We start from the raw sequence: 14,945 nt of genomic DNA on the forward strand, positions 1-14,945 counted from the left end.
TAATATATTTAAAATAAACACAACAATTATTAATTTTTTTTATTAATTGAGTACCATTTAAAAGCATTTAGTATTTATCAATATATTTCATACATTTGATTTTAAAAAAAATCATATAACAATGACATTCCTTGAAGAGCTTAATGGCGATAATTTTTCGGGTGTTGCCTACAAGAACATACAGTTAAAGAAAAACATCATCTCTTTCTTTTGTACGCACAGCAGCGCTACAATTGCTGATCTATGCAAGGAATTAAACCTCAGCGTTCCCAAAGTGACCAACCTGATTAACGAACTTATTCAGGAGGAACTGGTACAGGATCTGGGAAAAATCAATACAAACGGTGGAAGAAGGCCTAACTTATATGGACTGATCGCTGATTCTGTATTTTTTTTGGGTGTAGACGTCAAACAGAACCATATTAATATCGGAATTACTAACCTTCAAAATGAACTGGTCTATATAAAAGAACATCTTCCGTTTACGCTGAGCAATAGCACCGCCTCTCTGGAAGAATTGATACAACTGATTCACAGTTCGCTAAAAACATTCAATATTCCCAAGGAAAAGATTCTGGGTATGGGTATTAATCTTTCCGGCCGGATCAACTACTCTACAGGTTACAGCTATAGTTTTTTTCATTTTCATGAAGAGCCGTTAGCTAAAATTCTGGAGAATGAACTGGGAATAAAGACATTTCTGGAGAATGACTCCCGGGCTATGGCTTATGGTGAGTTCAACTCTGAAGCGATCAAAACGGAGAAAAATGTGATTTTTCTTAATCTGGACTATGGTCTCGGGATGGGCGTCATGATCAACAGTTCATTATACTATGGTAAATCCGGATTTGCTGGAGAATTTGGTCATATTCCTATTTTCAACAATGAGATCATCTGTAACTGTGGTAAAAAAGGATGTCTGGAAACGGAAGCTTCAGGATGGGCACTGACTCGCTTATTTCAGGAAAAACTACAGGAAGGTTCTTCATCTATTATCCTCTCTCATCCGGTCAAAACTTCGCCCAAAACAATAGCAGATATCAAATTAAAAGATATTATTGCTGCTGCAAAAGCAGATGATGTACTTGCCATAGAACTGATCGCTGAAGTCGGCGAAAAAATAGGAAGGGCAATTGCATTGCTTATCAATGTCTTTAATCCCGAACTGGTCATCCTGGGCGGAATATTATCGGAGACAGGAGAATATATCACACTCCCGATTAAGAGTGCGATCAACAAATTTTCACTGAGTCTGGTCAATAATGACACAAAGATTATTTCGGCTGTACTGGGTGAGAAAGCGGGAGTATTAGGAGCCTGTTTTCTGGTTAGAAACAGACTCCTGAACAAGGATTATCAATAAGCCGCACCGCTTATAGAAATCTCTTCTCCACCCTTTGCGGTCCAGTCTTTAGCAGATACAATATCAAAGTATTCTGCTTTGGGACAAGCCATTTCAGTATAACGTTCTTCATGAAAAGGAACCGCTACTAATGCTCCCTTTTCATGACGGATCAGATTGGTATAAAACCATCGGGAGCCTTTTACTTTTGTCGTTGTAGCCTGTGCAGGTTTTCCCTCATTAGACATCTGATCGATTGCATTCACCCGCTTAAATTCGCCTTTGCGGCCAAACGCATATCCTGCACATTCAAAGTCATATTCAAACTTTTTGCCGGCTCCTTCCACGACAAAGCGAAGCAACCCGTCACGTATCAATACAACGGACATATGCACTTCTTCACCGGGATACCAGTAGTAATCTTTGATAGCAGGAGCATTGACGAATACAGCGGCCTGCTCCGTACCATGACCGGTACGACGCATAAAAGGACGGAAAGCTTTACGTTCTTCGCTAACCACTCCCCGTTCGTCTTTAATCACTTCCCAGCTCAGGCCGATATCCGTCTCCTGACCATCCATACAACCGCCAAGATAGACAGAAGGATTATCCAGATATTGCTTTGATTTTTTAGGATTGATACGGGTTTTATCAAATTCTATCTGAGGTAAGAGTACCTTTCCTTCTATGCCTACCCAATTATCTTCACTGGAGACTAATTTTCTGTAATAAGCACCTTCAAAACAGACTTTTGATTGCTCCGGCCTGATCTCACCTTTAAAAAATCGCACATCAGAAGAAGTAATACCCCTATTTTCCAAAGGTTTAGCATCCTTTTTAAGTGACGCACAACCTGCCAGTACTAAGATTCCGATTCCGGTTAAAATATATTTATACATAGCTATCCTCCTGATCGTTAATTAAGATCTATGGGTACTAATACCAGTGGTGTTGGCAAACAAGACGCTCCGGGAGGCGAATATGTCAACTTGAGGATCTGCTCCTTACCGATCTGCTCCGGTTTAAAGATCTGAATCAGCACAGCTTCGGGATTTCCTTTCGTATTGAGACGCTCAGCAGGTAACTGCACCACTCCACCTTTATATACGCCATCACTCACCACTACACTGGCGGCCATAGCGCTGCACCATTGATTGTCCGACCTGGAATTCCAGGTCAGCAGAGCCAGTCCCTTACCATCATTACTTTTCCATTTGAGCTCAATATTATACATCACTCCGTAATTGCCAGCCAGTGTGGATACGGTATTGCTTTCTCCTTCTATACCTTTAACCCATGCATCATCTTTACCATCTGCAACTACGAGCTGCGTGACTCCTTTATCTGTCTCCAGCACAGCTTCATTAAAAACTTTATAGTTGCTCACTCCGAACATTCCTCTCCCTGCATTTTTCTTATTGGTCGGGATTACAGAACCGATGGTTTCATATGCCTTAGGCCCGCTTGTACCCGGAGCAGTCTGCAATACGGCTACTTCTCCCGGTTCATCGATCAGAAATTCATATATGCCATGTACCAGTTCATCATACCTGACCACATTGCGCTCCAGTACCTCATCGATCGCAACTGTCTGACCGGGTTTTATAGCACGTTCCTTGGCCAGTCCCTGCGAATTGAAGTAGTCGTATAACCCTTCCTTTCCAACTTTAAAATAGTTGGTGCTTGGCTTTTGTGAAGAATATTTAAGCATTTTCATGCGCATATTACCTTTACCGGTATTCTTGATTACAGCTGTGATCTTTCGGTCTGTTTTTGGTTCTTTGACACCGTTGACATTATACACATACAAGCGGACTGTACCTGGTTCTACTTTTTCCTTCAGCGCGATCCCTTCCGGAATACGAATATATTCAGGATCATCTGAAATCATATATTGCGGTCCCGGCCAGATCACTCTATCGTAATTTATTTTGGTAAAGCTCTCCGTCAGAAAGTTATCCAGACGTACAATCTCTCCCTGCTTTGTATTTTTTAATTGCGCTGCAATATGCTGCGGAACCTGCTGTGCATACAAAGCAGATACAAAAAGCAGCCCCAATGTTACGGACAGCCCCTTTTTCTTCAGTGTAGTATTCATGTTATAATTTGGTTTTTAGTAAGGTGTTGAAATATTCAAAGTGTACCGGCAGACTCTCAGACCAATAAGTACCGGTATGTGCCCCGGGTCGTGCGATATAGGTAGCTTTGATCTTCCATTGATCACAGCTGTCCCTCAAACTTTTGTTTGCTTTGTACAGGTAATCTTCCGTACCACAATCGAAAATGAAGGTTTTGGAAAGCCCTTTTAACCGCTTTATGCTCGTGACCACCGAATAGTGGTCAAAGTTTTCATTTGTTTCACTGTATTCTCCGAGATGTTCTGCCAGGGTCGTTTTCTTAAACCCGGAGTGCCGCAGGTTAACTACACCGGAGCTGCTGCCAGCACTTAAAAAAGAAGCCGGATAATTTACAAACAGCCACAATGCGCCATGACCACCCATACTGGCTCCGGTGACAAAAGAAGCATCCGAACGCCCCCCGAAGTACTTATTGATATACGGCATAAGTTCCCGGATAAAGAAATCTTCGTATTGAACACCTGACTTCAATGGTGAATTTATAAACCAGCTGCTTTTCAGTCCATCCGGACATACAATCAGAAATCCATAGGTGTCCGACAGCCGTTGCAGATCCAATATCTTAGAAAATGTACGATAGTTAGCTCCATGACTATGCAGCAGATAAACAACAGGATATTGTTCCTTCCTTGAATATCCCTTAGGCTTATATACATATACGGAATCTGTAGTCTGCAGACTTTGAGAATTAATCAATACTGTCTCCTGTGCGAAACATAGTCCGGATAGTAAAAACAAAAGAAGAAAGAAGTAAATTTTCACAGGTTTATCATTTTAAGAACTCAAATATAAAATAAATTTTAATAAATAATAATCATTTATTAAAAAAAATTAATAACTATATTTACACAAGAGCCACCTAAATCTATTTAGACCACATATAAAGGAATATCTTATCTTTATGCTTTTTAAAATAAACAGGGGAATGCAGCTGACAAGAATGCTACATTAATCTGAAAAGATGGTAAACAATGCATATACGCCGGACAACACCAGAAGATTATAAGACGATCATGCAGATATGGGAATCTGCTGTACGTGCGACTCATGATTTTCTCACGGAAGAGGATTTTTTGTTTTTCAAAGAAGCTATCCCCAGAGATTATCTGCCGCAGCTTACAGCCTATATCCTGTATGATCAGGAACAGGCAATGGGTTATATAGCAGTGGCAGAGCAACACCTTGAAATGCTGTTTGTAGATGCTGACTCCCGGGGAAAAGGATATGGTAAGATGCTGTTGAACTATGCTGTTGAGCAATTAGGCATTCGCTATGTGGACGTAAACGAACAGAATGAACAGGCTGCAGGATTCTACTTCAGGATGGGATTTGAACAGACCAGACGATCGGCTACAGACGGCTCCGGCAAACCTTATCCCATATTACATTTACAGCTCCAATCAAAATAAGCAGCCCGATAGGACTGCTTATTAAGTTATTTGTTAAATAGCTGACGGATTACTGTGGGATATTCTCGATGAGAAGTTCATTTCCGGCTTTATCATAATAAGCACAGGTCATCCGGTCCATATCAATAATCCATTTTTCTACTCCCGATCGCGCACAATCCCGGCAAAAGGTAAGGTAATCGGTCAGACCTTGCTGATGATCTTTAAGATCTTTCCTAAACTGTACTATATCACTTTGGCTGGCAATTTCCAGTCTGTCATATTTGGCCGGAGCTGATGTGGTATATCCTTCCGCACCAAAATAATCTATGCGTCCGTCTGTTACATAAGCATTGTACCCCAATACGCCAAATGCTTTGATCTCCCGCATATAGGATGGAAAATCTGCTCCGGATTTAACTTTGGCATGTGCCTGTTTGATTTGTTCTATTGTAAACATGGATATCCGATTTTTTAATACCTAAATATAACAGAATACTTCCATATTACAGCCTTTGTACGCTATTCCAAAAAGAGAATACGGATTAGCCAATCTTATTAATATACCAGAGTTGATTGTCTCCTCCATGCTTCGGAAACAAAATAATTTCTGAACCATTTTTACATATTCCTCCCTTTACATCCAGACAGGATCCCTGTGTACTTTTTGGAGAGATCGTATACAGAACAGGATAATTACCTGTGGTCGTAATTCTCCACTTCTGACTGTCGCTTCCACTTTTTCCTTGTATAGCAACTTTTGTTTCATTTCCAGTCCTGTACGCTGCGTCCAGCACTTTACCTGTCGTATGCTGTGGCTCCAGATAGTAAAATCCATCTCCGGCATCTGTCAGCTTCCATTTTTGGTTGTTTGACCGTTTGGCTTCATACACAATAACAGGAGCACCATCCTGACTGTCCCCGCCTTTTACATCCATACAGAAATCATATCCATCCTGAAAAAGTCCCAATGTGGTACATATCTCTACAACTGAACCAATCGCAGGTGCATGTACATTCGCTTTATTGCAGTTGATCAGTAGCTTCGTAAGATTGGAGCCGATTTCAGGAAAATCCATCGGGATAATACCATAGCGTGCAGGGGCAGATTCGGACAAGTATTGGTGGAAAAGCGGAAGCACAGTATCCGCCATGTTTCTGGGATTAGTAGTAAGTGGTAACAATCCACCAAGGAAACCTGTAGCACTTGCAAAATTGATATAAAATTTCTCTTTACTATCTGTTGAAGCTCTGATCAGACAATTTTTAACATATACATTAAACTTGTCTTTACGGTCATCATCATCTGACCATGAGTTATACACATCCTGAACATAGAAATTAATATTATGATGACTTAAAGGCCCCTCACTATCGTTTGGCCAGCCTCCCTGAGTATCCAAACCAAAATCTGCCATATCAAATCTTCGGAACAATACAATCTTACCGCGTACTTCTTTCAGCAAAGGGTTCTTATCATTAGCCAGCCACCATCTTTTTTTCCAGTCACTCCGTTTTTCTATTGTATTCTTTACCCATTCGTGAATCTCGTTACCAAATTCTTTTTTGACCGACATAATAATCGTTTCCTGAGGATTCTTATCCAAAAAACGAAGACAATCATTGATGACTTGTTCAAAGGTCAGATCCAGGGATACAGCAATCGCACGCTCTTTTCCGTGATAAAGCCACAGGACGCCATCATTATCTGTCCCTCTTGCCAATCGTATATCCAGATACCGGATGCCGTTATTAAGTTGCTCCGTAATACTCTGCGTCTGACATTTTGCAGCACTGTCTATAGGTCCGTCTCCAAGTGTGTAAGTTCCCGAGTCATGCGTGCCTGGTATAGTTATTTCTGACAACCTCTTATTATCATCAAGCTGACTCATCCATGTTTGTGTTAATCTTTCCATTTTTTCTAGTTTTGATCTTAAATAAAGATCCTATAAACAGGAGTAATTATTACGTTATGGAGGCGGACAATAAACGGACAAGGAAGAAACGTATAGAATATAATACGTAACAATGCAGATTGAAAATTTACTTTCCCATATGTCATAGCCGAACAGCCTGACGCAGATTCTAATTTATGAATCTGCTAACAGAAAGAAAATACAAACGCTATGAAGACAGCCTTCTACTTCAGTGTTTCTTTTACTTCCCCACACTCCATCATCTTTTCACCATAGTACGGATTTCGTATACTCTTTTCATTACTTAGCCAGACAGCGCCCTGGTCGTCCAGTGCCATAGGACAATAGTCCAGATAAACTTCTCCTTCTTTTAATCCTACAGTCTTTATTCTGCTCATCATCTCATTACTAAGGTCTGAAAAGACTGCTCTTTGCTTTTCGATATCAGAGACTGCTGTAATAGTGGAAGCAAGCTTAACTAATTGACCCCTGTTATCCAGCGCTTTTGCAGCCAATTCCAGCGCCAGACCAGCTTCTTTTGCAGCAGCCATATCCGAATTGATCAGTGCATCACTAAGGAGCAAATATTGCTGATAAACGGTATTAAGCGCGTCATCTTTTATGCCAACTACATTCTGTTTCACCTCCGTCGTCTTTTCCTGCTGGGTAATACTTGTATCCGAAGGCTTGGTTGCACTGTTGCAACCCATCAAAAGTAAGGCCGATATCCATATGATACAGCCATTAAAAATTCCTGTTTTCATATATTTTATTTTCTTTATTTACATATTCTATGTTGTACTAACCCAAAGGATGTATACCTCTCTTGAGTACGTACTCACTGTATAGCAGATAGGCTCCCGTGATAACCACTTCTTCTCCTTCTTCCAGCCCTGAGATAATGCTCACCTGATCCTGATTGGTAATTCCAGTGATCACAGATTTTGGTTCAAAACTATCCGCACCTGTTTTTATCCACACATGTTGCCCTTTGCCGTCATTTATTACAGCATCAACCGGTAAAACTATACCATCAGCACTTTTTGAGATATTGCTTAACAACACCTGTACCTGCAGCCCTGGTTGCCATTGCTGTTTAGCATTGACTATACTCCCCCTGATTTGCGTGAGCTGCGTACCACTTTGCAATGAAGGGTTTATAAAATCAACCTTCATCCATTGCTCCTGATCTTCCCATCCGACTACGATTACCTTTAATCTTTGACCTTGCGTGATTTGCTTTGCCTCATTAGGATACAGATCAGCTTCTACCCACAATTGTCCGTAGTTTTCCAGACGCATTATCGGTCCTCCCTCTGCTACATATTGTCCCTGAGTAATACTTAGTTCAGCCACTGTTCCGCTTTGGGTTGCGAGTACTGTCACAAGCGGGCTCTTTTGCCCGGTTTTGGCAAGTTGTTGTATTTGTTGTTCTGTCTGACCATATAACACTAGTTTTTGCTTTGCCGATGCCAGCAATTGCTGTTCCAGTTTATCTCTGTCAAACTGCTGCTTCTGAGCCACAGCCATCAGGTATTCCTGTTGCAACGTGGCCAGTTCTTCAGAATAAAGTACATATAAAGGTTGTCCTTTTTTTATTATAGCCCCGGTTTCTCGGATATACAACTGTTCAACCCTGCCGGCAATTTTTGCAGATATGTAATTACTATGTTCCGGATTCAGTACCAATCTGCCGTTCAATATTTTTTGCGGCAATACAATGCCTTCATTGCCGACGCGTCTGGTCGCTATATTGGCAAGTAGCTGGCGTTGCTCATCTAACCTGACACTCTTATCAGCACTGTTTTTCTCAAAAGGCACCAGATCCATACCGCATATAGGACATGTACTCATTTCGTGCTTAATTACCTGCGGATGCATAGGACACGTATACGTTTGTTTGGTTTCTCCGGTTGTTGACTCATCTTTCTTTTCCGGAGTACCAGTGCAACTCCAAAGTATGGTCACTATACTAAGGAGTATCCCTATTTTTATTACTGAACTTTTCATTTTACAGTCCTTATTTTGTTAACTACATGAGATTATATCCAGCAACTCCCCCCGATACTTCTCAATTTTCATTCTCTGCTTTTATAAAGCTCTCGCTATCCACCAGATAAGCAGCATCTTTGGCAAATTCCCATGGAGAAATATCCTGATTGATCTGCACCATGCCATTTATTCTTAAGCCTGTTTTTACATTGACGGGTTTAAAAACATTATTTTCTTTTTTGAATACAATTCGTTGTGCGCCTGCGCTCAGTATAGCAGATGCTGGCAGCCAGTAACTACCTTTGATATATACGGGTATTTTAGCCGTCAGAATTTCACCAGCCTTGAATCGTCCTTTCGTCAGATAGACTCTAGCCAGAGTAAAATTCTCTCCGGATTTTATCATGGGCTGTATAAGTCCTATAGTGGAAGTTTGAAAAGTCCCTTCCCTGTCAGTGGTTTTATAAAAACCTAGCTTGGTTCCCTTATTTACATAAGCAGCCAATGCAGGCTTTAAAGCAAATTCTGCCAACAACTGGTCAGACTTATAGATTGTGAACAAACTCTGTCCCGCGCTTACATATTGCCCCTCTCTTAACATGACGGATGCGTTTTGCATGGTAGTTGCCGGAGCTGCAGTGGAAGCAGTTTCATTACTTCCATTCATACCCGCCATCCCATCTCCACCTCCGCCAGAAGCCACCGGAGGAGCAGGAGTTGAAATAGCGTTTGCTACGGATTTTTCTAATATAAAACCATCGGAAGGACTATAAACGGGAATACGGTAATTAACTTTTTTGATTTGCAACACCTTTTGGATGTCCTCAGCAGTCATACCAAGCAACATCAAACGTTGTCGGGCCTGGGAAAGCAGAGGCTCTTCACCACTTTGAGCCAGATAGAGTAGTTCCTGCTGTGCTGCTGCCAGATCCGGTGCATAAATCTCGAAAAGCAACTGCCCTTTACGAACGGGTTGGTAGTTGTATTTTACATTAATCTTTTCCAGACGACCTCCTACCCTGCTTGCCACTCCGGTCTCAGCTCTGTTATCATAATTTACAATACCCTGTACTTCAGCCAGCATAATTTCGGATTGATAACTCGCTTTGACAACAGCCATATTACCGACCACTTGCTTGTTGGAAGGCTGTAACAGAGTACTCAGGCTACTGTCAATCGTGATTTTTCCAACATCATGATGTTCTTTCTTAGATCCCTGTTTGCAGGAAACAAAGACAGTAGTCAACAATAATATTATCAGCGCCGGAAAAGTAAAAGCAACCTGGAACTTCCTTAATTTCGTTTCCGTTTTGTCTCCTCCACACGTTGCAGAGGTCTTCCCGGTAGTTCTGTCTTGTAGCAGCTTAACGATATAATTCCTTTTCATAATCTGCAATCATTAAGTATAGTTTCAGTTTTTCATCCAGCACATTGCTCTGCATCATATTATATGCTTCCCAGGCTGTAATCACTTCGGGCAACTGCATTTTATTTTCACGATAACTCAGCACACTTACTTCCAATGTTTTTTCCAGTGTCGGTATAATCTTTTTCTCCATCGCCAGAATCTGCTGTTCCATAGTTTTGATCTGATATTGCATACCGTAAAGCATGCCCTGTGTTTCCTGCAACATTGCCGCTTTTTCCATCTGCATAGCTTCCACTTCGTATTGCATACCTTTTATTTCTGATTTGTACATTTTAGACGACCAGGGTGCGATAGGAATACTCACCATCCCCATTACACTATAAGCCTTGGGCATACCACTTCCAAAAGGTGACATATGATCAAATCTAAACCGAAATTCGGGGCTACTCTGTTTTTTCATCGCATAGATATTTAAATGCATAGACTGGATATTGTAATCCATTTTTGCAATATCTTTTCTTGCTGCAGCCAGACTTGCCGTATCCAGTGATCCTGCAACTGTAAACTGAGGTACGAACGTAGTATCAATTGTAAAGGCAGTATTGCCTGATCGGTTCATCATACCATTGAGAGCGGCCATAGCCCGGCCGATTTCGCCTTCCTGCATCCGTTTCATATTTTCCGTTTCTTCAAGTTTGGCCGAAGTCTGGTAAACAGCTCCAAGTCTGGATTGATTAAAAGGGTATCTTACCTCTTCCAATTTACGCATGGTCTGCATGATCTGCGTACTTTTGTCCAATACAGAAAGTTTCATTTTAGCCACCAGCCAGGTGTAATAGAGCTTCTTCGCAGTTGTTCGCAGATCGTTCAGTGTAATATCGCGGGTTGCCCGTTCGACGTTAGCTTGTGAACGGATATATTTTCTATCTGCATTCAACTTTGCAAAATTTGGTATATCCTGTTCCAGTTGCAGCATCAGAGAACCTCTGTCACGCCCATCCATTATCATCTGTCCCGGATAGGGTGTCATAAACGTACCAACTCCAACCATTGGAGCCATCCAGGCAGTAGCTGCTTCTGCATTTTGCAGATAACTTTCTGCTTTTAACCCATATGTTTTCAGTAACAGATTGTGCTGATCTATCTGTTGTAAAATAGTCTCAAGAGACAACACTTGTCTCTCCTGAGCATCAGCTACGGAGAAGCACATAAACAACAGAATAAACAGGTTTGTCGCAATCCTCAAAACAGCATTCAGGGGAACAAAAAAAAGTATTTTTAAATAAACAGATAAGTAATCTGTAGTAAAGGCTGTAAGACCTTTCAAAACTGAAAACTCAGTTATTACATCCGATTTTATCATCCTGACGCAATCTGAATCACAACCATTATTCTTTTTTATTGACCGGAAAGTAGCATCCGGAGAATAAAATCCGGGAGTTTTAATGCTGTACATTGTGCACCTCCAATTTTCCGTATTTTCTTAATTCGTATTCTTTTGACATTAGAAAGATAAGCGGTGTGACCAGTAAGATATGTGTTGACGATGTCAGTACCCCTCCTATCATTGGCAAAACAATAGGCTGCATAACATCCACTCCCACGCCGGTTGCCCATAATACAGGAATCAAACCAAATAAAGACACACAGACAGTCATTAACTTTGGCCTAAGACGCTTGGCAGCCCCATGAATAACATATTCTCTTAATTCTTCTTTACTGATCGTTTCGCTTGAATTACCTCTAAGTTTGACAAGCTGCTGCATAGCATCATTAAGGTAGATGACCATTACGATACCAGTCTCTACGGCTATACCAAACAAAGCAATAAAACCAACAGCAACACCTACAGAGAGATTGACACCCCAAAAATAAATCATATAAGCTCCTCCGATCAGGGCAAAGGGAACGGTGATAAGGCTTAGAAAAGCTTCTCTTACAGAATGAAAGGCAAAATATAAAGAGAAGAAAATAATGACCAGAACTACCGGTGCAATCCACATCAAAGTTTGCTGACCTCTGATCAGATTTTCGTACTGTCCGCTCCACTCCAAAAAGTATCCTTCCGGCAATATTCCATCCTGCTTATTCAGTTGTTCCATGGCATCCTTCACCGTACTTCCAAGATCTCTGTCCCTCACATTAAACATTACTGCTCCACGCAAAATGGCGTTATCCGAACTGATCATCGGCGGACCATCCTCAAACTTTACATTGGCTACCGCCGATAAGGGAATTTCACCAAAACTCTGTGACTGCAACGGGATACGTTCTATCTGTGCCAGACTGTTACGATAGTCCTGTGCCAGACGTACACTGATGGAAAATCGTTGCCGGCCTTCTATGGTATTGCCTATGCTGGCTCCACCTAAAGCCGTTTCCACCACCTGATTTACATCATCTACATTGAGCCCGTAACGTGACAAATCCTCTCTTCGGATATCGATAGACAAATATTTACCTCCGGTAATGGGTTCGACAAACAAATCACTCACACCTGGAGTTCCTTCCAAAGCCGCTTTTACTTTTTCTGAAACTGCTGCAATCGTGTCCAGATCTTGTCCAAACACCTTTATCCCTACGTCAGTACGAATTCCTGTAGCCAACATATTGATGCGATTAATAATAGGTTGCGTCCATCCGTTTACCACTCCGGGTATCTGCAATTTGGCATCCAGTTCGGTCACAATATCTTTCTTAGTAATGCCTTCTCTCCACTGATTTTTAGGCTTCAGTGTAATAATAGTTTCTATCATGCTGATAGGCGAATTGTCTGTAGCTGTATTGGCACGGCCGGCTTTCCCCAATACTTTATCCACTTCAGGAACCGTTTTGATAATCTTATCCTGTACCTGTAAGATCCTTTTTATTTCAGCATTTGATACATCCGGCAAAGTGACTGGCATAAATAAAATACTCTGTTCATCCAGTGGCGGTATAAATTCAGTACCAAGTTTTTTCAGTAACGGAATCGTGATCAGTAAGGCGATCACATTAATCGCAATAGTCGTTTTCCGCCACTTTAACACCAGCCTGATTATAGGTTCATAGACCTTCTCCAAAAATCTGTTTACCGGATTGGCACTGTCCGGCTTAAACTTTCCTTTCATGAAGAAAGATATAAGTACAGGTGCAAGTGTAATCACCAAAAGAGCGTCAACGATCATGATAAACGTTTTCGTATAAGCCAGAGGGTGAAACAATTTACCTTCTTGTCCGGTCAGCATAAATACCGGCAAAAATGAGGTAATAATAATTACTGTAGCGAAAAATACACCTCTGGATACCTGCTTGCTTGACTTGGTAATAATGGCCAGTCGCTCTTCTTCGCTAATCCAACCAGGTGTTTTGCGAAACTTATTTTTAAACCAATTTTTCATGGCATCATCTTAATTTTGATTTTTATTCAAATACTTCCCGGGACTGGGATTCAACTCCCTCATCTCGTATAAACTAACGTTGTGTATTAACTTCATACTTACCAGGTCTGTCAACTGTCAGAACTATTTACTTTAGAGCCGTTAGCCCCGATAACCTCAGCATATCGCTCCGCCAGGTGTTTGTATGCATTTTCGCTCATTATAATACCGTTATCCACTATTACCCCGATCGCGAGCGCGATACCCGTTAATGACATGATATTGGATGATATCCCAAAAGCATTTAAAAGAATAAAACTAGCTGCAATGGTTATAGGTATCTGCAGAACAATACTGACTGCACTACGCCAGTGAAAAAGAAAAATGATCACAATTAACGATACGACAATCATTTCTTCAATGAGTGTGTGTGTGATCGAATCTACTGATTCTTTTATAAGCTCTCCCCGGTCGTAGACAATGTCGAATTTCATTCCCTTTGGCAAGCCTCTGGCTACCTCTGTCATCTTGGCTTTTACGTTATCTATTACCTCAGCAGCATTTTCGCCATAACGCATCACGACTATCCCTCCTACACGTTCGCCAGCACCATCCTGATCAAATATCCCCAGTCTTGTTTCTCCTGTCATCTGGACAACAGCAATATCAGATATCCGGATTGGTGTGCCATTTTGGCTTTTGAGTTGAATATTCGCGATTTCATCTATAGATTTCAGATAACCCGAAGTCTTGATGATGTAACCGATATCACTCATCTCGAATTTACGCCCGCCAGCTTCGTTGTTGTTACTGCGGACAGCGGCAATAACCTGCGGAACGGTGAGTTTATAATACAATAGCTTGTTGGGATCGATAGCGATCTGATACTGCTTTTGAAAACCTCCAAAAGAAGCAATTTCACTCACTCCCGGTACATTTTGCAAAGCAAACTTCACGTACCAATCCTGTATGGCACGCTGCTCACCCAGATCCGTATCGGGAGCATCCAGCGTATACCATAACACATGGCCGACCCCCGTACCATCCGGCCCCAGTTGAGGAGTTGCTCCCTGAGGTAATGTACTGGAGATCGTACTGATACGCTCCATAACCCGTTCCCTGGCCCAGTAAACATCCACATCATCTTCAAAAATGACATAGATAAAGCTCATGCCAAACATAGACGAACCTCGCACATATTTGATCTTAGGAATTCCTTGTAAATTCGTAACCAGGGGATAAGTCACCTGATCTTCTATCAGTTGCGGAGACCGGCCCATCCACTCTGTAAATACGATTACCTGATTTTCGGACAAGTCGGGGATCGCGTCTATCGGATTTTTCTTAACCGCAAATACACCCCAGACAAATATCCCAATAGCCAGCACCAACACGATAAATCTGTTGCGCATGGACCATTCTATAATTTGATGTACCATTT

13 protein-coding genes are annotated in these 14,945 nt (G+C 41.5%); 2 read left to right on the top strand and 11 right to left on the bottom strand.

Annotated elements, in window-relative coordinates; all coding sequences use genetic code 11:
* The first annotated feature begins 121 nt into the window (after nucleotides 1–121).
* The gene (locus I6J03_RS03390) at nucleotides 122–1,363 is read left to right on the top strand and encodes an ROK family protein (protein ID WP_003010340.1); all 1,242 of its coding nucleotides are present in this window, start codon (nucleotides 122–124) and stop codon (nucleotides 1,361–1,363) included.
* On the opposite strand, the gene I6J03_RS03395 is transcribed toward I6J03_RS03390, so the two are convergent.
* The 3 genes from I6J03_RS03395 to I6J03_RS03405 are packed head-to-tail and all read right to left on the bottom strand — an operon-like array spanning nucleotide 1,357 to nucleotide 4,242.
* A complete protein-coding gene (locus tag I6J03_RS03395) occupies nucleotides 1,357–2,241 on the bottom strand; it encodes a hypothetical protein (RefSeq protein WP_201694145.1) in 885 nt (294 codons plus the stop codon). The genes I6J03_RS03390 and I6J03_RS03395 overlap by 7 nt on opposite strands.
* Nucleotides 2,242–2,258: 17 nt before the next feature.
* Nucleotides 2,259–3,440, bottom strand: coding sequence for a copper amine oxidase (locus tag I6J03_RS03400; protein ID WP_201694146.1), 1,182 nt, complete (start codon nucleotides 3,438–3,440; stop codon nucleotides 2,259–2,261).
* Nucleotide 3,441: 1 nt separating this feature from the next.
* Complete coding sequence (locus I6J03_RS03405; protein ID WP_003010329.1) at nucleotides 3,442–4,242, bottom strand: alpha/beta hydrolase; 801 nt, start codon at nucleotides 4,240–4,242, stop codon at nucleotides 3,442–3,444.
* A 209-nt stretch (nucleotides 4,243–4,451) separates the two neighbouring features.
* On the opposite strand from I6J03_RS03405, the gene I6J03_RS03410 reads away from it, so the two are divergent.
* Nucleotides 4,452–4,889, top strand: coding sequence for an acetyltransferase (locus I6J03_RS03410; protein ID WP_003010325.1), 438 nt, complete (start codon nucleotides 4,452–4,454; stop codon nucleotides 4,887–4,889).
* 49 nt (nucleotides 4,890–4,938) lie between these two features.
* Here the strand turns inward: I6J03_RS03410 and I6J03_RS03415 are convergent, their stop codons facing one another.
* From I6J03_RS03415 to I6J03_RS03450, 8 genes are all read right to left on the bottom strand, one after another.
* On the bottom strand, nucleotides 4,939–5,328 hold the full coding sequence (locus I6J03_RS03415; protein ID WP_003010323.1) for a DUF1398 domain-containing protein: 390 nt from the start codon (nucleotides 5,326–5,328) through the stop codon (nucleotides 4,939–4,941).
* 85 nt (nucleotides 5,329–5,413) lie between these two features.
* Nucleotides 5,414–6,784, bottom strand: coding sequence for a phosphatidylinositol-specific phospholipase C domain-containing protein (locus tag I6J03_RS03420; RefSeq protein ID WP_003010320.1), 1,371 nt, complete (start codon nucleotides 6,782–6,784; stop codon nucleotides 5,414–5,416).
* A 224-nt stretch (nucleotides 6,785–7,008) separates the two neighbouring features.
* Complete coding sequence (locus I6J03_RS03425) at nucleotides 7,009–7,548, bottom strand: DUF3347 domain-containing protein (protein ID WP_003010317.1); 540 nt, start codon at nucleotides 7,546–7,548, stop codon at nucleotides 7,009–7,011.
* Nucleotides 7,549–7,585: 37 nt separating this feature from the next.
* The gene (locus I6J03_RS03430) at nucleotides 7,586–8,794 is read right to left on the bottom strand and encodes an efflux RND transporter periplasmic adaptor subunit (protein WP_003010315.1); all 1,209 of its coding nucleotides are present in this window, start codon (nucleotides 8,792–8,794) and stop codon (nucleotides 7,586–7,588) included.
* Nucleotides 8,795–8,855: 61 nt separating this feature from the next.
* Nucleotides 8,856–10,163 carry an efflux RND transporter periplasmic adaptor subunit gene (locus I6J03_RS03435; RefSeq protein WP_003010312.1) on the bottom strand — a complete coding sequence of 436 codons (1,308 nt, stop codon included), beginning with the start codon at nucleotides 10,161–10,163 and terminating at the stop codon, nucleotides 8,856–8,858.
* On the bottom strand, nucleotides 10,141–11,355 hold the full coding sequence (locus I6J03_RS03440) for a TolC family protein (protein WP_236586214.1): 1,215 nt from the start codon (nucleotides 11,353–11,355) through the stop codon (nucleotides 10,141–10,143). The genes I6J03_RS03435 and I6J03_RS03440 overlap by 23 nt, the downstream gene beginning before the upstream one ends.
* A gap of 232 nt (nucleotides 11,356–11,587) precedes the next feature.
* Nucleotides 11,588–13,525: an efflux RND transporter permease subunit gene (locus I6J03_RS03445; RefSeq protein WP_003010306.1), complete on the bottom strand. Its 1,938-nt coding sequence runs from the start codon at nucleotides 13,523–13,525 to the stop codon at nucleotides 11,588–11,590.
* Nucleotides 13,526–13,635: 110 nt separating this feature from the next.
* A complete protein-coding gene (locus I6J03_RS03450) occupies nucleotides 13,636–14,943 on the bottom strand; it encodes an efflux RND transporter permease subunit (protein ID WP_003010304.1) in 1,308 nt (435 codons plus the stop codon).
* Nucleotides 14,944–14,945: the final 2 nt, after the last annotated feature.

The sequence above is a fragment of the Sphingobacterium spiritivorum genome, assembly GCF_016724845.1.
Lineage (GTDB): Bacteria > Bacteroidota > Bacteroidia > Sphingobacteriales > Sphingobacteriaceae > Sphingobacterium > Sphingobacterium spiritivorum_A.

What these genes read in the sequence shown, in the direction of transcription:
- I6J03_RS03390 (WP_003010340.1), top strand. Translation starts at nt 122, where the DNA reads ATGACATTCCTTGAAGAGCTTAATGGCGATAATTTTTCGGGTGTTGCC.
- I6J03_RS03395 (WP_201694145.1), bottom strand. Translation starts at nt 2,241, where the DNA reads ATGTATAAATATATTTTAACCGGAATCGGAATCTTAGTACTGGCAGGT.
- I6J03_RS03400 (WP_201694146.1), bottom strand. Translation starts at nt 3,440, where the DNA reads ATGAATACTACACTGAAGAAAAAGGGGCTGTCCGTAACATTGGGGCTG.
- I6J03_RS03410 (WP_003010325.1), top strand. Translation starts at nt 4,452, where the DNA reads ATGCATATACGCCGGACAACACCAGAAGATTATAAGACGATCATGCAG.
- I6J03_RS03415 (WP_003010323.1), bottom strand. Translation starts at nt 5,328, where the DNA reads ATGTTTACAATAGAACAAATCAAACAGGCACATGCCAAAGTTAAATCC.
- I6J03_RS03420 (WP_003010320.1), bottom strand. Translation starts at nt 6,784, where the DNA reads ATGGAAAGATTAACACAAACATGGATGAGTCAGCTTGATGATAATAAG.
- I6J03_RS03425 (WP_003010317.1), bottom strand. Translation starts at nt 7,548, where the DNA reads ATGAAAACAGGAATTTTTAATGGCTGTATCATATGGATATCGGCCTTA.
- I6J03_RS03430 (WP_003010315.1), bottom strand. Translation starts at nt 8,794, where the DNA reads ATGAAAAGTTCAGTAATAAAAATAGGGATACTCCTTAGTATAGTGACC.
- I6J03_RS03435 (WP_003010312.1), bottom strand. Translation starts at nt 10,163, where the DNA reads ATGAAAAGGAATTATATCGTTAAGCTGCTACAAGACAGAACTACCGGG.
- I6J03_RS03440 (WP_236586214.1), bottom strand. Translation starts at nt 11,355, where the DNA reads ATGTGCTTCTCCGTAGCTGATGCTCAGGAGAGACAAGTGTTGTCTCTT.
- I6J03_RS03445 (WP_003010306.1), bottom strand. Translation starts at nt 13,525, where the DNA reads ATGAAAAATTGGTTTAAAAATAAGTTTCGCAAAACACCTGGTTGGATT.
- I6J03_RS03450 (WP_003010304.1), bottom strand. Translation starts at nt 14,943, where the DNA reads ATGGTACATCAAATTATAGAATGGTCCATGCGCAACAGATTTATCGTG.